Raw genomic sequence first — 25,774 nt, 5'->3', positions numbered from 1 at the left:
CTTTCATTCAAAATAATTTAAAAACATTCAAAAACCCGCATCTTTCGACTTATTTTCTTGTCCAATTGTCCCTTTCTTACTTCATGTTCTTAAAGTTGGAATTCTGTGCCCTTCAAATCTTCATTAAAAATCCTGCAGCCTCCAGCGCTTGATGCGCGGCGTTGCAGGATTTTGATTTTCATGGGAACTGCATGACGTTTATGACTCTACAACCATAGCATCCGGTTTGGGTTTAAGCCATTTGCCATCTTCATTAATAAAAGCACCCTTGAAGCGGCCCATCTCCAATTGTTCAATTAACCTCTCCTCGTCCATGACCAGAATCTCAGCGAGCTGCCCCGAGGTGTAATAATGAGCGGGATTGTAATCGAGCAGAACAGGAACAGACGTATCATATAGTTCTTTGATCAGATTCTCAAAGGAATGGCGACCCAGGTTCTCCATATCTCTATAAAACTGCAAATGTTGGGACACCATATTACGGAAAGATTTATTCTCCAGATGCATCCACAACGTATTGCAGGCCCGAACACTCATATGATTTTGTTCCACATCGTAAAATTGAACTTCTTCAATCTTCATGTATTTCTCTTGAAATGCTACGATCTTAATCAAAGGTACATTTCGTTTACGCGACGCTTTCTTCAAATGGGCTCTAAATTGTTCATAGTTCATTTCATTCATCTATTATCCCTGCCTTTAACATGTTCCAACCGACATTTTACAACAAATTAAAGGCAAGTGTAACCTTCATCATATGAAAAACGAAAAAACGTGCAGCATCAGATGCCACACGTTCACAATATTATAGAGTGCGATTACTCAGCGAGGGCACCACTTTTCACCCACGTAGCCGTAAATTCCTGTTCTTCATACGCATAGAATTGTTGCAAAATAATCTCCCGATCATCGAGGAACAATTGATCCGCTATGGCAGAGACCAGTTTCGGCACCGCGCTCTTGGTCCCCGATATTGCCGATGCCGACAGACCACAGCTGGCAAGTGCAGAGTAGTTGAATACAAACAGTCCGTGCAACGGTTTCTCACCCTGTTCACTCCTGCTGGTCATTGCAAACCCGGAACTCAGGTATGGATGTGCGTCCAGCAACGCATTGCGAAGCTCTGGCGGAGCCTGGTAACAATCCTCCCAACGTGCGATGTATGGCTCCACAAGCTTCAGTTCAGGACGGAGTGCCGGATCACTGAGAAGACCTGTGCTAATAATTAGAAAATCAAACTCATATGCACCCTGCGCGGTATGCACAATCGCGCCTTGGTCTGTTGCTTCTACACTCAGCCAAGGCGAATTCAAATGTAGTTCGAATCCTGGCCAGGCTGCCGCACGATTAAACGTATCATTGGTAGGCGGTTGATTGAATTTGAAGAAATGAGAGATCACTTCATATTTATCAGCAACCGGAAGAGCGTGGTATCGCTCTATCATACCGGATTGTTCCATCTGACGAATGGGATTAACACTAGGCAGTTGTTCCCGCCGTACAAATACATAAGCTTCTGCCACACCGGTGGCAAGGGCATAACTGGCATTATCGAATGCAGAAGCGCCGCCGCCAAGAACAGCAACCCTTTTACCTTTTAACCGATCAAAATCAATTGCTTCCGACGTATGTGCATACCGATCCCGAGGTAATCTATCCGCAATCATGGATGGCACATGCCACTCTCCACCACCTTGTATTCCCGTAGCAAACACTACTTTGCGAGCAAGTATAACGTCCATCTGAGATCCAGCCTTGTTCACATGAAGTCGATGTATTCCGTTCTCTATAGGCTCAACCAGCGTCACTTCTACCTCATTAAGCACAGGCAGATTCAGCACTTTCCGATACCAGCGTAAATAATTCATCCAGTCTCCACGCGGGATTTTATCTACCTCTTCCCAACCTTCGGGCCCTACCTGTGCTTCCCACCATGAGCGAAAGGTTAACGAGGGGATCCCCAGATCGATGGAAGTCAGATGCTTGGGTGTGCGCAAAGTAACCATACGCGCATAAGTCTCCCAAGGTCCTTCAAGCCCCGATGCATTCTCGTCAATGACAACAATATTGGAGATCCGTTCACGAAGAAGTCCAAATGCCGCTCCTAATCCACTCTGGCCTCCACCCACAATGACGACATCATAGACATGACCATCTGCATGTTCTCTTGGACGTACCCAGTTCGCGCCACCAAATGACAAATAAGCCAGATCATTCTTCACACGTTCATTTAAAGCTTCCAGGCTCATGATTCATCAACCCTTTCGAGATACATATATGAACTAATCTTTCTTTGATTATTTGATGTAAGTTTGTTGTCAGTTATATTGAGAGTAATTGTGATTTTTCTTTGTGTTTCTGAAATATATTAGCGTTATTATATGAGTTATCGGGGATTTTTTGAAGTTCGCGGTAGATTTATTGTCATCAATACTAAAAATATCTAACATGCTTGTTAATTAATACGAAACTCTAACTGGATTATTAATGCAGTTCCTGCTGAGCGGATGATTGCAGAAAATAAAAAAAGACAGACCAAGATGTAACCTTGGTCTGTCTTTTTAAAGGAATGCTATTGGCCGGCTTGTTCACGGCGCTGCAATTTTTCATTGGTTAATTTCTCAGGGGTCACATCATGACCCAGTGGGTCCACAACGGATACTGCCAGCATGGTTGTCAGCACCTGACCTCGAATAGCCTGCAAATATTGTTTTCTAAGCTCTTGCTGCTCGCTTTGTTCTGCTTTTGTCAAGCCGACGCTGCTGCGTTGTTTTCGACTTAATTCGTTAATGCGTCCCAAAATAGGAATCATGCAATCCACCTCACTTGTTAGTCCAAATTTCGAAAGATACTTCGAATATCTTCAAACTAACTTATTACAACTTTACGAATTTGTCCATAGGCGCAATCCGTTGAGAAGTGTTTAGGTGATCTCATGCACAGACCACACAATTCCATTTGTAGCACCACTGCCCAGGTTCAATGTAATCGTCAACCCATTTGCAGCATAGAACAGTCCAATCACATCTCCCGCATTCAATGCGACTTCCACTGCCAAAGTCACTGAACCACTTCCCAGCACTGCCCGCAGTGTGAGTAGCGTGATCGCGACATTTAGGACGGGCAACAAACCACTGACAAGTGTCGTTACCGTAGGTGATGTTCTCTGTACAAGAAAGGCTGGGTTAACCCCAGCACCCAGAGATAGGGCAATCGCTGCAGTCGTTGCATAATTGATCGTGGCCACAATGGAGTATCTTCCGGTTACCGGGACGGTATAGTTTCCTGTTGTTGCATTGAAGTTGGCATTACCGTAATAGGGAGCCGTAGTCGTCCAGTTGGTTAACTGAGTGCTGGTTGCTGTCGAAAGTGTAGCCAGGAATGCCGAGAACCCTTGTGTTGCAAAATTGGGGCCGGTTGGGCCCGTGGCTCCTGTCAGCCCCGTTGCCCCAGTCGCACCGGTAGTTCCTGTTATGCCTGTTGCTCCAGTGGCACCCGTAGCTCCGGTTGCACTCGTTACACCGGTTGCCCCCGTAATTCCATTAGCCCCAGTTGGTCCAGTCGGGCCGGTGGCTCCTGTGATGCCTGTAACCCCAGTAGTTCCCGTAACTCCGGCAACCCCAGTTGCACCTGTAGTTCCTGTTGTCCCAGTTACACCAGTTAGTCCTGTAGCTCCCGTTATTCCTGTTTCTCCAGTTGTTCCGGTCGCGCCAGTTATACCGGTAACTCCTGTTGAACCAGTACTTCCGGTGGCTCCTGATACACCTGTGAGCCCTGTAGCCCCAGCTGCTCCGGTCACGCCAGTAATACCCGTGGTTCCTGTTGTTCCCGTCGCGCCGGTCGTGCCTGTAACGCCTGTTACACCCGTCTCTCCTGTAATACCCGTGGTTCCTATTGCTCCAGTCACACCTGTGATCCCAGTGGCACCAGTCGCACCCGTAGTTCCTGTCGCTCCGGTTACGCCTGTAACTCCCGTAGTTCCCGTTGCTCCAGTAGCCCCGGTTGGTCCCGTCACACCAGTCGTACCTGTGCCCCCTGTTAGACCCGTCTCTCCTGTAATACCCGTGGTTCCTATTGCTCCAGTCACACCTGTGATCCCAGTGGCTCCAGTCGTACCTGTTGTACCTGTTGTACCCGTAACACCAGTTACGCCAGTTGTGCCAGTTGTGCCAGTGGCACCAGTCGCACCCGTAGTTCCTGTCGCTCCGGTTACGCCTGTAACTCCCGTAGTTCCCGTTGCTCCAGTAGCCCCGGTTGGTCCCGTCACACCAGTCGTACCTGTGCCCCCTGTTAGACCCGTCTCTCCAGTTTGACCAGTTGGGCCGGTGGCACCTGTAATTCCAGTAGCTCCAGTCACACCCGTAATGCCAGTTACGCCGGTCGTGCCGGTTGCTCCTGTTTCACCAGTAATACCCGTTGGACCGGTTGCCCCTGTAGCACCAGTCGTACCTGTAACTCCGGTTATGCCAGTCGCACCAGTGGCTCCGGTTGGTCCTGTTGTACCTGTCGTGCCGGTAACGCCTGTTGCACCCGTCTCTCCAGTCGAGCCGGTTACGCCAGTAACTCCCGTAGTTCCGGTTGCCCCAGTGGCTCCGGTCGCACCGGTTGGTCCCGTTACACCTGTTGTACCGATGGCGCCTGTTACGCCCGTCTCTCCTGTAATGCCCGTGGTTCCTGTTGCTCCAGTAGCCCCGGTGGGCCCCGTCACACCAGTCGTACCTGTGACCCCTGTTAGACCCGTCTCTCCAGTGGCACCAGTGGCTCCTGTAAATCCAGTTACCCCAGTAATTCCAGTAGCACCAGTCGCACCTGTAATCCCGGTTAGACCCGTCTCACCTGTCGTTCCTGTGACCCCTGTTGGACCTGTAGCACCAGTAATTCCTGTGGCTCCTGTGCTCCCAGTTAGACCCGTCTCTCCAGTGACGCCTGTTGCTCCGGTCGCACCAATTGTGCCCGTAACACCAGTTAAGCCAGTCGTGCCGGTTGCTCCTGTTTCACCAGTAATACCCGTTGGACCGGTTGCCCCTGTAGCACCATTCGTACCTGTAACTCCGGTTATGCCAGTCGAACCTGTGATACCCGTAGTTCCCGTTGCTCCAGTAGCCCCGGTGGGTCCCGTTACACCTGTCGGGCCGGTAACGCCTGTTACACCTGTCTCTCCTGTAATACCCGTGGTTCCTGTTGCTCCAGTCGTACCTGTTGTACCCGTAACACCAGTTACGCCAGTCGCGCCGGTTACACCAGTAACTCCCGTAGTTCCCGTTGCTCCAGTAGCCCCGGTGGGTCCCGTCACACCAGTTTGACCAGTTGGGCCGGTGGCACCTGTAATTCCAGTAGCTCCAGTCACACCCGTAATGCCAGTTACGCCGGTCGTGCCGGTTGCTCCTGTTTCACCAGTAATACCCGTTGGACCGGTTGCCCCTGTAGCACCAGTCGTACCTGTAACTCCGGTTATGCCAGTCGCACCAGTGGCTCCGGTTGGTCCTGTTGTACCTGTCGTGCCGGTAACGCCTGTTGCACCCGTCTCTCCAGTCGAGCCGGTTACGCCAGTAACTCCCGTAGTTCCGGTTGCCCCAGTGGCTCCGGTCGCACCGGTTGGTCCCGTTACACCTGTTGTACCGGTGGCGCCTGTTACACCCGTCTCTCCTGTAATGCCCGTGCTTCCTGTTACTCCAGTAGCCCCGGTGGGCCCCGTCACACCAGTCGTACCTGTGACCCCTCTTAGACCCGTCTCTCCTGTGGCACCAGTTGTTCCCGTCGTTCCAGTAAATCCTGTATTACCTGTAACCCCAGTAAGTCCAGTTACTCCCGTCTCACCAGTTTGGCCAGTTGTGCCGGTGGCGCCTGTAATTCCTGCTTCACCAGTAATACCCGTTGGACCGGTTGCCCCTGTAACTCCTGTAAATCCAGTTACCCCAGTAATACCAGTAGCACCAGTCGGTCCGGTTACGCCAGTTATTCCTGTGGAACCCGTACTCCCCGTTGATCCTGTAACTCCAGTCGCACCAGTGGCTCCGGTTGGTCCTGTCGTGCCGGTAACGCCTGTTACACCCGTCTCTCCTGTAATGCCCGTGGCTCCAGTTAATCCCGTAACACCAGTAACTCCCGTAGTACCCGTACTTCCCGTTGCTCCAGTCGTACCCGTTTCCCCTGTGACCCCAGTGGCTCCGGTCACACCGGTTGGTCCTGTGAACCCTGTTTCTCCAGTTACACCTGTCGTTCCGGTAATTCCTGTTATGCCACTAACTCCTGTTGCACCTGTAATCCCCGTTTCTCCAGTTGATCCCGTCACACCAGTCGTACCTGTTGGACCTGTAGTTCCAGTAGCTCCAGTAGTTCCTGTTGATCCTGTTTCACCAGTATTCCCTGTTAGTCCTGTAGTGCCTATCGGACCGGGTATACCAGTAACTCCAGTCGTACCTGTGCTCCCAGTTAGACCCGTCTCTCCAGTGACGCCTGTTGCTCCGGTCGCACCAATTGTACCCGTAACGCCAGTTAAGCCAGTCGTGCCGGTTGGTCCTATTTCACCAGTTGGGCCAGTCGAACCGGTAGGGCCCGTTACACCTGTGTTTCCTGTTAGACCGGTCTCCCCAGTAACACCTGTCGTTCCGGTTATGCCAGTCACTCCCGAGATACCTGTAATTCCGGTTGCTCCTGTCGCCCCAGTCGATCCCGTCGGTCCCGTCGCGCCTGTGAATCCTGTTAGACCCGTTTCCCCAGTGACACCAGTCAGTCCGGTAACTCCGGTCACGCCTGTGATACCCGTGGTTCCAGTAATGCCAGTTAGTCCAGTTGTACCTGTAATTCCAGTTTCTCCAGTTGCACCGTTCAGTCCCGTCACACCAGTCGGACCTGTGACCCCGGTTAACCCCGTCTCTCCTGTAGGGCCAGTCGATCCGGTAGGGCCCGTTACACCTGTGGCCCCAGTTATACCCGTTTCCCCGGTGACACCAGTGACACCAGTGACTCCTGTTAGACCCGACTCTCCAGTTACACCAGTTGTTCCGGTTACTCCCGTGGCACCTATACTTCCTGTTGCTCCAGTGGCACCTGTTGGGCCCGTTACCCCAGCTGTACCCGTGGTTCCGGTAATACCAGTTAGTCCAGTCGCACCCATAGCACCTGTAATACCAGTTGCACCTGTACCTCCTGTTAGACCCGTCTCTCCAGTGACACCTGTTGCTCCGGTTACTCCCGTAATACCAGTTGTTCCCGTTATGCCACTAGTGCCAGTAGTTCCGGTCACACCAGTAAGTCCCGTTACGCCAGTTAAACCAGTCGTGCCGGTTGGTCCCGTTACACCTGTGTTCCCTGTTAGACCAGTCTCCCCAGTAACGCCCGTGGTTCCGGTAATGCCAGTTAGTCCAGCCGCACCTGTAATTCCCGTTTCTCCAGTTGCACCGGTCGGTCCCGTCACACCAGTCGTACCTGTGACCCCTGTTGAACCTGTATCTCCAGTAGTTCCGATTGAGCCGGTTGCTCCAGTAGGGCCTGTAACTCCAGTGATTCCTGTTTCACCTGTTGGACCCGTAAATCCGGTGACACCCGTTGGTCCTGTATTTCCCGTCAGACCTGTAGCTCCTGTCTCTCCAGTGACGCCTGTTGCTCCGGTCACACCAATTGTACCCGTAACGCCAGTTAAGCCAGTTGTGCCGGTTGGCCCTGTTTCGCCGGTGACCCCGGTTATGCCAGTAGCTCCGGTATTACCAGTTGAACCAGTAACCCCGGTGAGTCCTGTCGCGCCAGTTACGCCAGCAATTCCTGTTGTGCCACTAACTCCGGCTGCACCTGTAACACCAGTTGTTCCCGTCGCACCCGTACTTCCAGTAGCTCCAGTTAGACCTGTTAGTCCTGTCTCTCCTGTTGGGCCAGTCGAACCGGTTGAGCCCGTTACACCTGTAGCCCCAGTTAGACCCGACTCTCCAGTTACACCAGCTGTACCCGTGATTCCTGTGGTCCCAGTCGCACCCGTAAGACCTGTAATACCAGTTGCACCTGTACCTCCTGTTAGACCCGTCTCTCCAGTGACACCAGTGGCCCCGGTCGCTCCCGTAATTCCCGTCATTCCGGTTACGCCAGTCACTCCCGAGATACCTGTAATTCCGGTTGCTCCAGTCTCACCGGTGATTCCGGTTACCCCTGTTAACCCTGTCGTTCCTGTGACCCCTGTTTGACCTGTATCTCCAGTAGTTCCAGTTGCTCCAGTAATTCCTGTGGCTCCTGTTACACCAGTATTGCCGGTTATGCCGGTTATGCCTGTAACGCCGGTTGTACCTGTACTTCCCGTTGCCCCTATCGCCCCAGCAGATCCTGTAGCACCTGTAACTCCGGTGGTACCCGTTTCTCCAGTAGTGCCGGTGTTCCCAGTTAGACCCGTCTCTCCAGTGGCGCCAGTTGCTCCGGTAACGCCAGTTATTCCTGTGGTACCGGTAGTTCCCGTTACTCCTGTATCCCCGGTGGGTCCTGACACACCAGTCGTACCTGTGACTCCGGTTGTGCCAGTGGCACCAGTTGCTCCGATCGCACCTGTACTGCCTGTAAATCCAGTAATACCTGTTGCACCTGTTATTCCAGTCGTTCCTGTTGTGCCCGCAATTCCAGTAACGCCAGTTACTCCGGTTGTACCTGTTGGTCCTGTTTCACCAGTGACACCACTTATACCAGTGGCCCCAGTGAGTCCTGTCACACCAGTAATTCCCGTGAGGCCTGTAATTCCAGTAGAACCGGTTACACCCGTGGTACCCGTAACGCCAGGTAATCCGGTAGTACCTGTTGATCCTGTTTCACCAGTATTACCTGTTATTCCAGTACTTCCTGTAGTTCCGGTTGTTCCTGTTTCGCCAGTGCCCCCGGTGGGCCCCGTTAGACCAGTCGTACCTGTAACTCCTGTTGGCCCCGCCTCACCAGTACTTCCTGTCGCTCCGGTGAATCCTGTCAAACCAGTCGTACCGGTCGCACCTGTACTGCCCGTAAATCCAGTAATCCCTGAAGCACCAGTATTTCCAGTAACGCCAGTGATGCCTGTCGTGCCTGTTTCGCCAGTTGCTCCCGTAGTGCCTGTTGTTCCAGAAGTACCAGTGCTTCCTGTAACTCCAGTCTCACCCGTAATACCTGTTAGCCCCGTCTCACCAGTATTTCCAGTAGATCCGGTTACACCCGTAACACCAGTAACTCCCGTAGACCCGATCCCCCCAGTGGCACCAGTTGCGCCGATCGCACCTGTTATCCCTGTCATGCCGGTTATGCCGGTTATGCCAGTATTTCCAGTTGGACCCGTACCTCCCGTTACTCCTATCGCCCCAGTAAATCCTGTAGCGCCTGTAACTCCGGTGATACCTGTCTCACCGGTTGGGCCGGTCGCGCCCGTAGTACCTGTCGTTCCAGTTACGCCACTGACGCCTGTAATACCTGTGGTTCCAGTAATACCAGTTGTTCCTGTTGCTCCGGACGGGCCTGTGATTCCAATTTCGCCAGTACTTCCCGTTAATCCAGTCGCACCCGTAATACCTATTAGACCCGTCGCTCCGGTTGGGCCAGTCGAACCTGTAACTCCTGTGAATCCTGTTTCACCAGTAGATCCCGTTAGTCCCATCACACCAATCCCAGTTGGACCAGTTGGACCAGTTGCTCCAGTGAACCCGGTAGCCCCAGCTAATCCTGCAACTCCAGTTGGACCTGTGAAGCCGGTTATACCGGTATTTCCTGTAGCACCGGTCACGCCTGTAACACCAAATCCGGTAATTCCAGTTGCGCCGGTTGTTCCTGTGACTCCAGTCGATCCTGTAACTCCTGTGCTTCCTGTAGATCCAGTTGATCCCGCCTCACCCGTTGGACCGGTCGGACCTGTAAATCCTGTAGTACCAGTCACACCTGTGGTGCCCATCAGTCCGGTAGCTCCTGTTGCACCTGTTGCACCTGTGACTCCAGTTATTCCGGTACTTCCCGTGGTTCCCGTTACTCCGGTCCGTCCTGTTAAAATGGTTGCTCCCCATATGCCGGGATACCCAGGGTCTCCAGTTAACCCAGTAGCACCTGTTGCTCCAGTGAATCCTCTCATTCCCTGATAACCCCGTGGGCCGCGAAGGAAAGGAATCCTGTGACTTTTCTTTTTTTTGCATTTACGTCTGCTTTTCTTACAAGACTTACTCTTCTTCTTTGGGATAGAGTGTTTTTTTGATTTTTTTGCTTTCCGTTTACCTGTACTGATTGAGGAAATTTTGCGTTTCCTTTTGGATATACCACTCACAAGAGAATCCCCCCTCCTTGTACACCACGTCAAATCCCCGCATTTTACAATAGTACACTCTATGCCCTGGACTAGCTTTGTGCGCCCCCTATTCAATATACCTATGAAACCTTCACAGTTAGTGATCAATCAATTACTTTTCTCCAAAAAATATATTCCCCTCTACTCCCCCTGCAACTCCAACTCCTTAATCGTCAACGCAATTCCTTCCTCAAAAGATGTTGCCACAACCGGGCCAATCCGTTCCTCATACTTCTGTCTACTCAGGATCAGGGGTTCCTCAGTCAGATATAACATTTCTACAATTTCTTTCATAACGGGTACACCTAGTCCAATCAAAGACAATCCCACTCTTCCTAACGCCATCACAGGTTTACTTCTTCCTGCAGCCTTCTGTGCCAATCGCACGATGTCATGACCCGAGATGATCCCCAATCCAGGAATGTTCCAGTTCTGTCCATACGTCGTCTCTCTGCTTGCCAGCTCCACCACCATGACCGCAGCATCCGGCAAATAAATATACTCTCTCGGCACGTTCATATTCCCGATAAAAAAAGCCATCTTTCCTTTTGCTATCGCTTCAAGAGTTGAACCCAGATAGGAAGCCTGATTAGCCGATGGGCCATAATAATCTGGCAAACGAACGATCATCACCTGAGCTCTACTCCATCTTGTGCTGAATAACATCTGTTCATAGGCAAGTCGTGTCTTGCCTTTGCGGGTATGTGGCTGCTTCGGATGTTCTTCCGTTACTTCCTTCATTTGTCTTCTGCCATAGGGATAGATTCCGTCTATAACAACCACGTTCAGACCCAAGTGTTCTGCCGCCGCCATCACAGATTCACCGAGCGGAATCAGCCTGCTCTCCATCTCGTTATAAGGGACATTCGCACAATGAAATATGACATCGGCACCCTGGGAAGCAGCAATAATATCCTCCGACCGAAATGCATCTCCAACTGCAATTAGCAGGTGATCCGGATATCCCAATTTTACCGCAAGTTGCTCCAACTTTTGACGGGAGCGCCCAAATGCGATCGTTGAAATCCCTCGTCTAATCAATTCCTCCGTAATTGCTACACCTGTTCCACCTGTGGCTCCAATCACAATAGCTCTTTTCATCGTGGATCGACCTCTTTCATCTATTTAGTGATTGATCAATAATTAAAATATAAAAAGGGACTTTACCTCCCTCTCTATCGTTCCTTCAGCTCCGGCATATCCAGTGCATTAGATACATTACACAACATCCCGATTGCCAGAAAAATCATGGTTCTTTTTAGCGGTTCAGCGATTCCTGCAACGGTGAAAGCTTCCAGTACCATGCTTCGTACATCACTAATGCCTTTTTGCATGGCCTGACGAATGACTTCCTCCCGGATCGTTTGCGCCTGCATCTGAAGCAAGATCTCGCTCTTGTGCGATTCCAGAATCTTATCATAGGCTTCAATGAGATCATTCTCTAACTGATCTGGTGTCGCCGTCTCCACCACAATTCGAAACGAATCAATCACCCGTGTCCATGAGACCTCAATTGCAGTTAATAATAAAGCTTCTTTTGTTTTGAAAAAACGAAATATATACGGCTGTGAGATCTGTGCCCGTTCAGCCACCTGGGCTGTAGTCGCACGATAATAGCCAATTTCCGCGAAGACGTCAATTGCTGCAGAGATAATATCATTTCGCCGGTTAACCGACGCTGCTGTATCCTTTGCCATGATAATCCGCCCTCCAATAGTTAGTAATTAATTGATCAATAGCTTGAAGTATAACGAATACTATCCCTCAATGCAAAGGTATCGTGACCTTGTACAAAGCCAACAAACCCGCAGACGCTGGCTCAAGCCGCTGCAGGTTGTGTAGCTTGGGATAATAGATTCTATCCACTGGAAACCGAAGAGAACATGGATTGTCTGAAACAGATTCGTACCATGCGGTACAAGAGTGTCTGTTCACTGCTGAAGAAGTTTACGCAATCGGGATTCCGAATCCAGCTTCGGACAACTGTCACAATACCCATGTGCGTGACTGCCGCTCCCAACCTGATAAGCCAAACAACAATATCGACGTATCAGGAACGGCGGTCCCTGCCAACTGGAATGTTCGAAGCACTGTAGCTCATTGGCAAATGTACATGCATTATCGTTTTGCCGATCCAGCCAGATGCTTTGATCTTCTTGAATCTTTGCAAGCCGTTCATCTGTCTTCCAAATGCTCTGATCATGGATCATACGTGCATATAGTTGTTGAACATTATGCGCAACCAGAGACCACATGACCTTATCGCTCGCTCCTGTAGCGACGGCCACTGCTCGCAGGACAGGTTCCAGATGTAACAGCATTCTCTTCTTGAGCAAGCCGCTCTCTGACCTGCGCTGAACAGGATCTCCATCCTCCAGAAAGGAGCTCTTCAGCCTAGTCTCATATCGCATGCCACCTGCTCCATTCAATTCAAACCGCACATCATCGTCTGCAATGCTAAGTATCGTATCGTATAGACTTAATGCTGAGATTACGGACATCACAAATACGGAGTAACGTTTGGCAAAAAGTGTACCGACAGCCACACTTCCTTTGCCGCCCAGTTGAAGCCCTTGCTGCGCAGCCTGTTCATGCAATATCGAGTTTCGTTTCTCATCATTCAGCAGATCCTTCACACGAAAAGGATACTTGGAATCATCGCAGTCCACTCGGATCGTCGTCACAAAAAATTGCTGTAATGCTTCCGACATCTCTGAATAATCATGTCTTGGATAACGTCTCATCTATTAATCATGTCTTCAACTTCCTTGATAATCTCGCTTCGCCCAATTGCTCCCCAGCCCTTAAACAACCAGAACGAATCTGTCGTATAGACCTGGTCTGCACCAACAGCCGGTACTCCCTTCCAGAGTGAGCTTGCGTTGATGTTGTTTAAATACTCATCGGCATTCGGGTCAATCTCCAGAACTACGAAATCAGCATCCACATCTGCAATTTTCTCCATGGACAGGTCCTCACGTTGTTCGGCAGGTGTCACAGTCGTTGGCACAAATCCAAGATCATGATATAAAAGTGTGTTGGTTGGATGTCCTTTTGCCGCATAAATTTGCAAGGTCTTCTCTCTTACACGCAGATAAGCCAACTTTTTTTGATCCAGTTGTTCGATCTTCGCTTTTAATTGCTTCGCCTGCTGCTCTACCTCGGCTATCTTTTCTTTTGCCAGATCCACTTTGTTGTACATCCCGGCAATGGTCAACAGATCCTGTGTCCAATATGTTGTATCATCAACAAAATCCAGCCATTCAGTACCAAGTACAATCGTCGGAGCGATTTTCTCCAACTGATCATACGTACTCTCCGCAGTTCGACTCTCAATAACGATGACATCCGGATCAATCTGAAGGATAGCCTCCAGGTTAGGACTGTCTGCAGACCCTACCGTTGGAATGCCGGCAAGCTGATCTGCAAAGTAAGGCAAATAATCTCCTCCGTAACGAACTTCTACATTAACGCCTGCTGGTTTCTCACCAATCGTCAACATGTGATCGATGTAAGCAGCAGATAATACCACCATACGCTCTATTTTTTGCGGTACAACCGTTGTTCCTTTAAGATGCTCAATCGTTTGCGTACCACTCTCTTCCACAGGTGTATCCTGTTGCGGAGGCGTTGCTTCTGTTACTTCTGATGCCTTGCTACATGCTGTCAGAACGAGCACAAGCAGGGCCAACAGTATCATCGTTGTTGCTCTCTGTCTTACCATTTGTAGTAAATCCCCTCTACTATTTAATAATAATAATCATTATCACTATAGTAGGGAAAAGCATACAGGCTTACCATGGATTATTCCACTCTCTTCTCTTGCACAATATCACCGTAAGGTAACCCCAAGTTGCTCTGCCACATATCGCATGGCCCACATGCGTCCGGTGGGACCCAGCGTTTTGAAGAAAATATCTCCTGCATTATATACATGGCCTACTTGAACAGCCTTTAATGCCAACCATGCACTGGATTGCTGCAATTGCCTCAGTTGAGCACGTGCCTCTTCTGTGGGATCGACCATTACAAACACATGATCCGCGTCGTATAACTGCAAATCGCAAACTTTGCTCTCTACAGCCCACTGTTGTTCCGGAAAATCACGAGGCAAATAAAATCCCAAATCATCATACAACAGGGCCCCTGTCTGGTTGTTCAATCCATACATTCGGTAGAAATGAGAAGTCACCCGGATGAACATGACACTCTGTTTCCCCCACCTCGATTGAATGCGCCCTCGAAGAACCCGGCTCAGTTCAGCATGTTGTTCTATCCACTGTACGGCCTGTTCGGTGCGGCCCATAATGTCCGCCATATACAGAAGCCTCTCCCCAAAATGGTTGGTGTGCTCCAGCATGGTGGTAGGCGCGATACGATGCAGGGAGTCATTTGGCTCCAAACGATCACTTGTAATGATCAGGTCCGGTTGGACTCGCCTCAAATCATCATAGTTCTGATTGAAGCTATCCAGAATAAGTCCCTGATGACTGTGTGCTTGAAGCGCAGGTATGGCAACATGTCGAGCCACCCTCTGACCATAGGATAAAGCGGATACTGGCCTCAAACCAAGCGTTATCACATAATCGTCCAACCCGTAATACAAGGTGGCAATGCGATTCACTTTATTTTTCATATACAACGTTGGGGCGATTCCTTCGTTTTTCTTGAAAACTCTGCTGAAATAGTGCTCGTCCTTATAACCCACTTGCTCCGCAATTTCCTTGATTTTATCTGAAGAAAATAACAGCTGCTTGGCCTTTGCCATACGTAGTTTCAGGATATATTCAATCGGGGTCATATTTAATTGTCGTTTGAATGTTCTTATAAAATGATTCACACTGAGCCCTGCCATGCGGGCCATCTGATCAATTCGAATGTCTTCCCTATACTGATGCGTCATATAATCAAGTGCCAAATCCATCCCCGCTACAGGGGGTGTTGCTTCATTCACGTGCATCATTAACTGAATCAACAACTGATGCAAAAGATGTTTCCTGCGCGTCTTTTCCAGACTCGTAAACGAGTGTTTTCCACTCATCAGGGTATCCATCATCTCCTGAATATCACGTGTATTGGAAGGAACATTAAGCTTGCCCGTCACAGGGAGATCAAATGCCTCGGTATGCCAAGCATTCCGACGCCGGGTAAGTGTAACACAGGAAAATAAAATGATCTGATATCGGACAGGTGCTTCCATATCCGTCTGAAACTCCACATGCATTCCTGGCTTCAACAAAAACCACTCGTCTTGAGATACCGTATGTACAATGTTATCCATAGACAAAGATCCCTTGCCAGCGATGACCCTGCAAATGGCGAACCTTTTCCAGATCCGACGCTGAACAGCCCCGGGATTGCTAAAGTAATGGCAGACGTGGACAGCAGAGAAATGTAGTTGCTCCAGTTGTTTGATCCAATCATTTTCCTCCATGCTCACGTCCCCTCCCTGTTTGGATCCGATTCTATGTGAACTGATTACACTCTATTTTTCAGCTCCCAATAGTAAATTCTTTATACTATCCAACTGCAACTCCAGTGAATAGGGATCTTCCATGATGAACTCATCCTCTGTACCATCCAAGGAACCATAGGCGTAGACTTGTCCTTTCTGCACAGCAGGCAGACGTTTCCAAACCTCGCTGTTCAGGATCTCTTTGGCGTCCTCACTACCCGAACCATATAAGAAGATATGATCTCCCATATACTCAGGCAGTACTTCAAGGGAGATCGTCTCGAATCCATCCTTCATTTCGAGTGCTTGCTGAGTTGGAGGCAGTTTCAGCATCTCATAGATCGTGGAACTACCATAGTTCCCGCCTTCTGCACCAAGTACATACAACGCTTTGTACCCTATTTGTATGATGGATACAGTCTCGCCTTCTTTAATTACACCATCAATCTGCTTCTTAGTCTCTTCGATATTCTCTTCATATGTCGTGATCCATTGCTCTGCTTCCTTCTCTTTTCCAAAAACACCAGCAATCCGGCGCAGCTTTTCCAGTGGGCCAGAAGTTTTATCACCTTCCCAATAAGGTAAAAAGACGGTCGTTGCAATTTTTTCGTAATCCTCAATATTTTTATCAATGGAACCGATGATGAGATCCGGCTCAAGTGACACTAACTTCTCCAGATTCATTGGGAACTCTCCTCCCAAATCCTCAATACCCGCTATAACATCAGCAGCAATGCCAGACTTTTCAATCCATCCTTCGTTCAGCATAAATGTTCTTACACCAACCGGTACTATGTCCAGTTTCAGCAGGTACCCCATATATTGATCTGAAGCAACACGCTGCGGATTGGCCGGGATTACCACATCTCCCCTCATTGTAGAGACGGTCCGCGTCTCCGGCTGTGCGGTCGATTTCCCTGCCTCCGTTGCCTGGTTACCCGATTGTGTAGTAGTCGCATTGGTCTCTGTTTGCGTACCACTTGCAGACGGCGCTGGACTGGAACAGGCCGTGAGCAATAACGTGAGACACAACATCATGCTTAGTGCTGTCATTTTGAATTTTCCTTGCATTATTAATTCCCCTCCAACACTCTTTTGATATTGATAATCAATATCATTATATAGATGGGAATGTAACGAATGAAGGGCATTTTCTTGCATTACACTGGGCAAATCTTGCTTGTTGTTCAATACCAATGGGTGTTTCGACTTGTTTAACCGTTGGCTTACTCCTTTTTTGTAGCGAATTGGAGAAAGCCCTTTTATTTTTTTGAAACTGCGGCTCAGTGAATGTGCATCCGGATAGCCGATCTGTTCTGCAATCTGTTGCAGCGTAGCACTGGTATGCACCAGAAGATGTGCGGCCCTCTCCATTCGAATCTGTCCAAGATACTGGATGGGACTGATGTTTAACTTTTGTTTGAACAGCCTCGACAAGTGCCCCACACTGCATTCCATTGCTTTTGCCATTACGTCAAGAGCTATGGGCTCATGGAGATGAGCATTCATATATTCAATAGCCTGTGTGACCGTATCCGGTTTATGTGGCTGAATGGATTGTTCGTGTAAGTCTGTCAATAAAAGATATACCCATTGATGAAATAAGGTTTTGGCATGTAACTTTGCAAGCTTAGTAGACTGCTCCCACTCCTGCTTCAATTCCTCCATACACTGATACATGTGTAGCGGACGGGTTGGTACCAGTGCATATTGGTCCTGAAACGGACGTTCATGGTCCATCAGATACTGAATTTCCATCCCACAGGGCAAGGCTAGGATGGCTTTGTACAAAATCATATAATACGCCACGCCCGAATCCGTCTCCATGTTTAAATACGCCTGCTTGCCTCCATGAATGATGTGGAATCCCTCCACGATGTATCTGTGTTGATCCATTCGTATCCGTGCACTTCCGTCGGTGATATATAGATAGGTACTTGCTGGTAGTTGATAATTCTTCAACTTCTCCTCAGGATGCAAAGCGTTTTGGCGTACATCCAGTATTTTGACAAAAACATGATTCCACAACCTGATGTGATCATTCAAATTCATATCCGCTGTACTTTCCCTCCCGCCATATTACATCGACATACCTTCTTGCTACTCTTTATGAAGAGCCTGTAATTTTCGCTCAGTATGTATATTTCATTTCATTATAAATCAATTGATAACAATTCTCAATAACATGCACAATCAATATTAACTTATCCATTTGGACAACATATTTGGACTGCAATGTATACGTAGCGGGATAATAACGCTAGAATCAGCAACATTTTCTAACCTGTTGCAAAATCATAAAAGGCATGATATATTAATTGAGCCATCAATGATTGACGCATCAAATATTGATACATCAATGATTCGAGAGCATCCAAATAATCATTAGGCAATGGCATTGTATACTGCAACATTAATCATTGGTTAACATACGCCGTTGTTCATGATTCAGATTCACCCGGGAGGTCTAGTCATGACACGTATTGTTTCCAAAGAAGAACAAATCATCAATCTGTTGAACGTGTTGGGTAACAAACTCAGTCCCAAGTTCGAACGCTGTACAGGTATCAGTTCCTCTCGCTTTGAAATTCTGCATGAGCTGGATCAGGTCGATGAGATTAACCAATCCATGCTGCAGAAAATCATTAACATTGATAGTGCTGCGATTACACGCCACTTGAAACAGCTTGAGGCGGACCTGATGGTTACAAGACGTAAAAATCCCGATGATAATCGGGTCACTTTTGTTCGTTTGACGGACCACGGTCGGAAGCAGATTGAAGGCTACAAAGCTGAGAAGACCAATTTTATCAACCAGATTTTACAGGATTTCAGTGAAGACGAAGTTCAATCACTCGCCGATTTCCTGGAACGTATGCAGAACAATTTCTAAACCCATATATAGAGGAGAGATCCATGCATGAGTACAATTCAAAGCAAATTCCAAAAAACCAATGATTTTAACGAAATCACCTACGGTCGTCGTTCTGTTAAACTTTACGATCCTGAAGTGAAAATTAGCCGTGAAGAAATGACTGAAATTCTGTCAGAAGCTTCCCGTGCACCATCTTCGATCAATTTGCAGCCTTGGCGTTTTCTGGTTGTAGATACAACTGAAGGTAAAGAAAAGCTTGCTCCACTTGCGAGATTTAATCAAAATCAAGTGTTGACTTCCTCCGCAGTCATTGGCGTATTCATTGACATGAAAAACGCGGAACATATGGAAGAAATTTTTGGCAAAGCCGTAGAACTCGGTTATATGCCACAAGAAGTTAAAGATATGCAACTATCAAAAGTATTGCCTTATTATGAAAATATGCCTGCTTCCGCTATTCGCGAAGTTAATATGATCGACGCTGGACTTGCTTCCATGCAATTAATGCTTGTAGCACGTGCTCACGGTTATGATACTAACCCAATCGGTGGTTACGAAAAAGATCAAATTGCAGAAGCATTTGGCATGGACAAAGAACGTTATCAACCCGTTATGTTGATCTCGATTGGTAAATCGGCCAAAGAAGGTCATCCTTCCTACCGTCTGCCAGTAGAAACAATCACAACTTGGGCATAATATCAGGGACGGTTTCCCCTTTCTTAACACATTCCAAACAAACACAATATGGAGGTTATACATTATGATTATCATTCACGCTCATCTGCAAGTTAAACCGGACCAAGAGCAAGCATTCCTCGCAGCTGCGAAAGAACTGATGGCTGCTACACGTCAAGAAGAAGGTAACATCAGCTACGATTTGGCAAAAAGCACAGAACGCGAACAACAATACACGATGATCGAACTGTGGAAAGATGAAGCTGCTACAGCATCCCACAACACAAGCGCGCATTTCCAAGCTTTTGTTCAACAAGCAGCAGCATTCATGGCCGCTCCAATGAACGTTGAAGTATTTGCTGGAGAACAAGTTAAAGCTTAATAGCGCATTAACTGCCATGCTTATAGTGCATGTGAAAAAGCTGCTCTTGGTCATATGACCGAGGGCAGCTTTTTAGTTTCCTTTTGAAAATAAGTTCACTTCAACAAAAACACGCCAATTAAGGCGTGTTTTCTTCACTCATTGAAGAGGTATTAAACAAGTGAACATGGACTACACTATCCGAGCCGGAGTAATGCTTTGCGGATTGTTAAACACATTTTTCGGGTCATACTTGGCTTTGACTCTCCGCAGTCTGGCATAGTTGGCTCCATAGTACACTGGACCGGAATTTTTGATCCCTTGGTCTGGAACGTTGATATAGGAACCCACAATGTATGGTTGCAATTTCTTGCGAGTATTACGAGCGAGTGCGATATTTTTGGCGGCATGGGAAGGTTTGAGCCACGTACTGGTCCATTCCACATAAAACTTCTCTTTACGCCAGAAGAAGGCGGTTGATCTAGGTGATTTGCGACTTACTGCTCCGCCCCAGTTGAGGAAATAGAACCCGCCTGGCCCCTCTTCCAGGTTCTCCAAAAATGTTCGCATCGATTTAATGGCTTTGTCGGGGAATGGTTTTCGTCCAAAACCGGACGAGAACTGGTTGCTATACCGTTGAGTTTCGGTCGGATCAGGTTGTAATAAGAACTTCACAACTTCCGTGTAAGGTAACAAACGAACAATGGAACTTGTCGGTGTGCCAACACTCGTAATCGGCTGCAATAGACGGAGTGCCTCTGTTTTTGACCCTAGGAACAGCCCCTCCATGACGACATTACCACCCTTTTTCGGTCCGATGGACAACTCGCTACCCAGTCTTGTATCCACAGAGGGAGCCCACCTCTGCCATACTTTGAGCACCTTTTCGAATTGAGCCCATGGCCAGGTGATTTTAAATACAGTTGCCTTCGCTGGAGCACGGCGCACTTTGAATTTGTAACGGGTGTATACTCCGAAGTTACCGCCGCCTCCTCCCCGCGAGGCCCAAAAGAGATCCGAATTACGATTTTTATTAGCCCGAATCACTTTTCCTTTGGCGTCCACCATCTCTACCTCAAGCAGGTTATCACTGATGAGACCGATGGTACGCTGGAGAGGCCCAATTCCCCCACCTAACGTAATTCCACCGATCCCTACAGTAGGGCTGTCACCAAAAGGAGCTATGAAACCTTGCTTGGCAAGGGTATTCGCAATTCTCCCTACTCGGTTACCCGTACCCACAACAACGGTCCCATTTTTTTTATCAAGTTTGATGGAATTCAGATCACTTACATCAATGACAATTCCGCCGTTAACCTGTGAAAGATTAACCTCAAGCGCATGTCTTCCACTCCGCGGCCTGATCGGTACATTATTTTCACGAGCCCATCGGATAGCGTTGGATACATCTTTCGTCTTTTGGGCAAAAACAAAAACTTTAGGATATTTGTCGGTATGCGGGTCCCAGTTCTTGCGCGCCGCTTCATATCCCGGATCTCCTTTATAAATAACCCGTCCGGTAAGCTTTGTTGATGATTTCACACATCCCACTCCCTACTGAATAATCGTCCTACAGCCTCTGCTGCATCAAGCACTTTATACTGTATGACGGACATTCGCGGAGGGAATGGGCTGTTGCCCTTAATTTCAAGGTTCATGTTTCAGAGGAATCAATTCTGATTAACTTGCGCGCTTCCTGTTCTTTTTCACCATACCAGACGAGCACGTCAGCAAACAAATCCATGATGCGAATAAAGTTCTGCTTATCCGCCTCTGAAATCTGATCTGCATACTTGAAAATCTCATCAAAGCAAAGCTCCCTTACAAATTCAGTGTACTTCGCATATACCTCGCGACCTTTCGTCGAAGGTTTGACGTATATGTCTTTGCGGTTGCCGCTTAAATGAAATTTTTCGAGTAGACCTTTTTCCGTCAGATTCTTCACGTTCTTGGAAAATGTACTGCGGCTTACGCCCAGGCGTGCGGCCATCTCCGACATCTTTTCTTCCTTGTCCTCGGCTTCCAGAATGTATTCCAGCGTCTGAATCTGTGAAGCCGAGAACATCATGTCTGTACCATAACTTCGCTGCAGCTTATACGTGTTTGAGTACGCATTACCGTATTTGATAATTTTCTCAATCAGTTCCCGATGGTCGCCCATCCAATCTAATTTCATGCGTAATCCCTTTCATATTCAGATTCTCTCTCTTACTCTACTGAAATCAGATCCGTTTTTCAATCCATGTAATTGCTTCTTCAATAACATCATCACGAGTCGGTTCATTAAATATTTCATGCATCAGATGAGCATAAATTTTGAGTGTTTTATCCGTTGAAGCGATATCGCCGTAAAAGTCACGGGAATCCTTTTCGCTGACCAGTCCATCATTGGCCCCATGCAGTACAAGCACGGGATCTGTAAACTGCTTGGCGTTCTCCTTGAGCCATGTTATTCCATTTCCCAGACTATTAAATAAATCTACAGAGATCTGTTTTTCAACCAGTGGGTCATTGGCGTAAGCGGATACAACTGCGGGATCACTACATACGCCGCTGCCCAGCTCATTCGGGAAATACGTGCCTGTAGGAAGTTCCATCGGCAGTTCTCCGGCAACTTTTGTATTGTAACGAGTGAGCGCTCCGGATAGTACGATGCCCTTGACCTTGCCTGGATATTTCGTTCCAAAGGATGAAGTTGCAAAACCGCCCATACTATGCCCGATCACAAACAGCGGAAGATCGCCGCTCTCTTGCAATGCCGAATCGATAATGACATGAACATCTTCAATAAGATGATCAAACTCTTTATAAAACGTACGTTGTCCCTCGGATCTGGCATGACCACGATGGTCAAACCGATATACCCTAAACCCGCGCTGATTCAGCTTCTCTGTCAAATAATCGTAGCGCCCTGCATGCTCAGCTAGTCCGTGTACAATAACGACAGCGGCTTTTGCATCACTAACTAAATTTTTACTAGAATATAGCCGAGTACCGTCAAAAGATTCGATTGTTGTTTCAATTATACTCATAATATTTCCCATCCCTCTCGTTACGCTCAAGCACCAAACAATTAAAATTCTTTAGCACAGGGCGTTATTCGTGTACTTAAGAATGAAGTCCTTATAATTATATTTGATAAGAACAATATAGTTTCTTACAGAAACAATATTATCACCGTCGGCATCCCTTGTCTATATTTAATTAAAGCGTTTACATAAAAATATGTCATACCTTTGGCATCATCCCTGATCTGCTGTATCGAGTCGATTTACAGCTTCATGCACGCACGCGGACTAAGCTACGCATTCGCTACCTGAACAATCCATAACGAAAAAAAACGCCAAAATATATTTCGTAATGACGTCTTTTTCGTTATGGTACCTAGGGGATCGAACCCCTGACCTTACCGCTGTCAGCGGATCGATCCTCTTCTGATCATTAACAGAAATGCGGAGAAAAGCCATCTGTGTCATCAGGCAATAATTTTATGCTCTACCACCCTGTAAACAACGGCTTCGGACCCACATGTGTGGGAAAGAGCGGCAATACTTCCTCTGCTAACTCCTGAATCACCTCAGCAGGAGGCCGACTCGAAAAATGAATGCCTAGTGCAGCATGATTAACGCCGACTGTTCGCCATTCCTCCAAAAGCTGAATTAAACCTGCCCGACCTGTACGTAATATGTACCCGCCACGAAGCGGTGTTCGCGGATAATTGACATCTTCCACAAGATCAATCCATTCGTTGGTCATATGCGGCTTGAACATGCCATTAGGTATTTTTTCACGCCAGGCACTAATCTTATGGGCAAGCATCTGAGGACCAGATTCGTTTGCCGTTGCTTCGGGATACGTAAGCCAGCCGTCACTGTTCTTCGCAATCCAATCTAAAGACTGCCTGCTTGAGCCTGTCACAACGAGCGGAATACCACCAGCTGCTGGTTTCGGGAGTAATTCAAGCCCTTTCAATTGACCAAGAGAAGATTGAATTGCGCCAGTTCTATCCTGTATAAGCTCACGGAAAAACTCCACCGTCTCCCGGAATCGCACATCACGATGCTCCCCATCTATCCCATATGCCGGAAACTCAGCAGGTCGGTCGCCAGAAGCAATCCCTAACACAAGTCGTCCGCCCGAGAGTACATCAATGGATGTAGCTGCCTTGGCTAAATCAATCGGATGGCGAAGCGTGAAGATCGCGCTTCCTGTTACTAGGGAGACGTTTTTGGTTCTTGCAGCAAGATAGGCTAGATAGACAAATGGGTCAAATACTTGTCCAGCATCTCCAAAGCCGGGATCAAATAAAGGGACATCTCGCACCCATACGGCTGCAAAATTGCATTGATCAATGCTTTCCACGAGGTCAGCTTGACCTTTTAGAACATCCATGTGTCCTTTATAGAATTTAAATGGTAAGAACAGCCCTATTGTTAATTGGTCTGGGGCAAACATACGGCGGAAACCAGGGTGTTGATTGAAGTTTTCCACCGCTTTTGTTGACGGATTTTCTATTCGTTCCATAACATCTATAGGTTTGTTCATTCCTTCTCCTCCTACAACAATAGTAATCCAGTGCACTGATATCTTTTCAATTCGACCGGAACTGATATAATTGTAACCATCGATTGACCCCATAAGTAGTGACAACTCTCAACAAAATCATAGGGTCAGTTCTGGCAACGAGGAGGATTAGCATGATTGATTTGACATTATTGTTGAACAGAGAGTCTGGAGATCCGTTATACGCTCAGCTTTATCACTATATTAAGAAAGATATTTTGAACGGAAAGTTACCAGCCGATAGTCGTCTTCCCTCTATTCGTTCACTATCCAGCCACCTCCACATTAGCCGTAATACAGTCGATATGGCCTATCAACAGTTATTAGCCGAAGGTTATGTCCAGAGCAGGCCAAGGAGTGGCTTATACATAATGGATTTGAAGCTGGAAGCATTGCCCCTGTCCCATGTAGTGAGTAAAAATTGGTTGGAAAACAGTATTCAGGATAGCCCTGAGATTCGATACAATTTTCGTTATGGTGACGTAGATGCTGAGCATTTTCCATTTGCTACTTGGCGCAAGTTATCCAATCAGAGCTTGCTCCAGAACCAAATGAAGTTGTTCTCTTATGGCGATCCTCTTGGAGAACCGGGACTTCGATCTGAAATTGCAAATTACCTGCATAGCTCTAGGGGAGTAAATTGTTCACCTGATCAAATTATAATTGGAGCTGGTGTTCAATACCTGCTCGGTGTGTTATCTGGATTAATAGGTAACGTTAGTCATGGTATCGCGATGGAAGACCCGGGATATGACGGTGTTCGGACGGTTTTTCAACATAAAGGTCTAAACATTCACCCGATTCCGCTGGAAGCAGATGGACTTCATATCCATAAGTTATACAAAAGCAATTCCCGCATCGTCTACATTACACCGTCACATCAGTTCCCCTATGGAATGGTCATGCCGCTGGCCAAGAGAATGCAATTACTGAAATGGGCAACAGATCAGAATGGGATCATTATTGAGGACGATTATGATAGTGAGTTCAGATATGTCGGCAAACCGATACCTTCCCTGCAAAGCCTGGATACTCAACAGCGAACCGTTTACCTGGGGACATTTTCAAAGTGCCTTCTTCCTTCATTACGTATTGCGTATATGGTTCTACCACATGCCATGGTAGAGCTACACCGTAAACAAGACTACCGATTATATGATCAAACGGTCTCTCATTTTCAGCAGAACACCTTAGAGCTGTTTATGAGTAATGGACATTGGGAAGCCCACATTCGCAAGATGAGGAAGGTATATCGACAGAAGCAATTCACACTTATTTCAATGATTCAGAAGATGATGGGTGCTCAAGTTACCATCATTGGTGAGGATGCAGGACTTCATATTTTGTTGCGTGTACATAACGGAATGGATGAACACAAGCTGATTGCTACTGCTGAGAAGGAAGGTGTTCAGGTCTACCCGGTATCCCCCTTTTGGGCGCAACCAGCTCAAGCGGAGCAATCCATGGTTCAGATTGGTTTTGGTGGATTGAGTATTGAGGATATTACAGAAGGTGTATATGCCCTTCACCGGGCTTGGTTTGGGGTCTGAGAACATTCGTATTACCACGACCACAAAA

18 protein-coding genes are annotated in these 25,774 nt (G+C 47.7%); 4 read left to right on the top strand and 14 right to left on the bottom strand.

Going from position 1 to position 25,774, the window contains the following annotated elements; all coding sequences use genetic code 11:
* Positions 1–198: 198 nt before the first annotated feature.
* From MHI48_RS10065 to MHI48_RS10020, 10 genes are all read right to left on the bottom strand, one after another.
* The gene (locus tag MHI48_RS10065) at positions 199–684 is read right to left on the bottom strand and encodes a hypothetical protein (protein WP_036609765.1); all 486 of its coding nucleotides are present in this window, start codon (positions 682–684) and stop codon (positions 199–201) included.
* 134 nt (positions 685–818) lie between these two features.
* A complete protein-coding gene (locus MHI48_RS10060) occupies positions 819–2,249 on the bottom strand; it encodes an NAD(P)-binding domain-containing protein (protein ID WP_036609767.1) in 1,431 nt (476 codons plus the stop codon).
* A 323-nt stretch (positions 2,250–2,572) separates the two neighbouring features.
* Positions 2,573–2,812, bottom strand: coding sequence for a DUF896 domain-containing protein (locus tag MHI48_RS10055; protein WP_017689452.1), 240 nt, complete (start codon positions 2,810–2,812; stop codon positions 2,573–2,575).
* Positions 2,813–2,923: 111 nt separating this feature from the next.
* Positions 2,924–10,057, bottom strand: coding sequence for a beta strand repeat-containing protein (locus MHI48_RS10050; protein WP_405143834.1), 7,134 nt, complete (start codon positions 10,055–10,057; stop codon positions 2,924–2,926).
* 351 nt (positions 10,058–10,408) lie between these two features.
* On the bottom strand, positions 10,409–11,368 hold the full coding sequence (locus MHI48_RS10045) for an NAD-dependent epimerase/dehydratase family protein (RefSeq protein WP_076318385.1): 960 nt from the start codon (positions 11,366–11,368) through the stop codon (positions 10,409–10,411).
* A gap of 74 nt (positions 11,369–11,442) precedes the next feature.
* Positions 11,443–11,964: a TetR/AcrR family transcriptional regulator gene (locus tag MHI48_RS10040; protein WP_076318384.1), complete on the bottom strand. Its 522-nt coding sequence runs from the start codon at positions 11,962–11,964 to the stop codon at positions 11,443–11,445.
* A 234-nt stretch (positions 11,965–12,198) separates the two neighbouring features.
* A complete protein-coding gene (locus tag MHI48_RS10035) occupies positions 12,199–13,011 on the bottom strand; it encodes a (2Fe-2S)-binding protein (RefSeq protein ID WP_076318383.1) in 813 nt (270 codons plus the stop codon).
* Positions 13,008–13,991: an ABC transporter substrate-binding protein gene (locus MHI48_RS10030; protein WP_076318382.1), complete on the bottom strand. Its 984-nt coding sequence runs from the start codon at positions 13,989–13,991 to the stop codon at positions 13,008–13,010. The genes MHI48_RS10035 and MHI48_RS10030 overlap by 4 nt, the downstream gene beginning before the upstream one ends.
* 108 nt (positions 13,992–14,099) lie before the next feature.
* Positions 14,100–15,701 carry a helix-turn-helix domain-containing protein gene (locus tag MHI48_RS10025; protein WP_405143831.1) on the bottom strand — a complete coding sequence of 534 codons (1,602 nt, stop codon included), beginning with the start codon at positions 15,699–15,701 and terminating at the stop codon, positions 14,100–14,102.
* A 51-nt stretch (positions 15,702–15,752) separates the two neighbouring features.
* Positions 15,753–17,774 carry a helix-turn-helix domain-containing protein gene (locus MHI48_RS10020; RefSeq protein ID WP_405143829.1) on the bottom strand — a complete coding sequence of 674 codons (2,022 nt, stop codon included), beginning with the start codon at positions 17,772–17,774 and terminating at the stop codon, positions 15,753–15,755.
* A 421-nt stretch (positions 17,775–18,195) separates the two neighbouring features.
* Here MHI48_RS10020 and MHI48_RS10015 point away from each other — a divergent pair, with 421 nt between their 5' ends.
* The 3 genes from MHI48_RS10015 to MHI48_RS10005 all read left to right on the top strand — a co-directional run bounded on the left by MHI48_RS10015 (position 18,196) and on the right by MHI48_RS10005 (position 19,654).
* Positions 18,196–18,615, top strand: coding sequence for a MarR family winged helix-turn-helix transcriptional regulator (locus MHI48_RS10015; protein ID WP_036609779.1), 420 nt, complete (start codon positions 18,196–18,198; stop codon positions 18,613–18,615).
* A gap of 27 nt (positions 18,616–18,642) precedes the next feature.
* Positions 18,643–19,293, top strand: coding sequence for a nitroreductase family protein (locus MHI48_RS10010; RefSeq protein ID WP_036609781.1), 651 nt, complete (start codon positions 18,643–18,645; stop codon positions 19,291–19,293).
* Between the two features lie 64 nt (positions 19,294–19,357).
* Positions 19,358–19,654, top strand: a complete 297-nt coding sequence (locus MHI48_RS10005) for a putative quinol monooxygenase (protein WP_036609783.1) — start codon at positions 19,358–19,360, stop codon at positions 19,652–19,654.
* A gap of 171 nt (positions 19,655–19,825) precedes the next feature.
* On the opposite strand, the gene MHI48_RS10000 is transcribed toward MHI48_RS10005, so the two are convergent.
* The 4 genes from MHI48_RS10000 to MHI48_RS09985 all read right to left on the bottom strand — a co-directional run bounded on the left by MHI48_RS10000 (position 19,826) and on the right by MHI48_RS09985 (position 24,178).
* The gene (locus MHI48_RS10000; RefSeq protein WP_076318379.1) at positions 19,826–21,175 is read right to left on the bottom strand and encodes an FAD-binding oxidoreductase; all 1,350 of its coding nucleotides are present in this window, start codon (positions 21,173–21,175) and stop codon (positions 19,826–19,828) included.
* Between the two features lie 112 nt (positions 21,176–21,287).
* Positions 21,288–21,809: a MarR family winged helix-turn-helix transcriptional regulator gene (locus tag MHI48_RS09995; RefSeq protein WP_340032373.1), complete on the bottom strand. Its 522-nt coding sequence runs from the start codon at positions 21,807–21,809 to the stop codon at positions 21,288–21,290.
* Between the two features lie 46 nt (positions 21,810–21,855).
* Entirely contained in the window at positions 21,856–22,665 is an 810-nt protein-coding gene (locus MHI48_RS09990) for an alpha/beta hydrolase (protein ID WP_076318378.1), read from the bottom strand.
* 463 nt (positions 22,666–23,128) lie between these two features.
* Complete coding sequence (locus tag MHI48_RS09985; protein ID WP_081745922.1) at positions 23,129–24,178, bottom strand: LLM class oxidoreductase; 1,050 nt, start codon at positions 24,176–24,178, stop codon at positions 23,129–23,131.
* A 152-nt stretch (positions 24,179–24,330) separates the two neighbouring features.
* On the opposite strand from MHI48_RS09985, the gene MHI48_RS09980 reads away from it, so the two are divergent.
* Positions 24,331–25,746, top strand: coding sequence for a PLP-dependent aminotransferase family protein (locus MHI48_RS09980; RefSeq protein ID WP_036609791.1), 1,416 nt, complete (start codon positions 24,331–24,333; stop codon positions 25,744–25,746).
* Positions 25,747–25,774 lie beyond the last annotated feature (28 nt).

This window comes from Paenibacillus sp. FSL H7-0942 (assembly GCF_045040715.1).
GTDB classification, from domain to species: domain Bacteria; phylum Bacillota; class Bacilli; order Paenibacillales; family Paenibacillaceae; genus Paenibacillus; species Paenibacillus amylolyticus.
The sequence above is the reverse complement of the archived record's forward strand: the minus strand, read 5'-3'. Positions and strand labels throughout refer to the sequence as shown.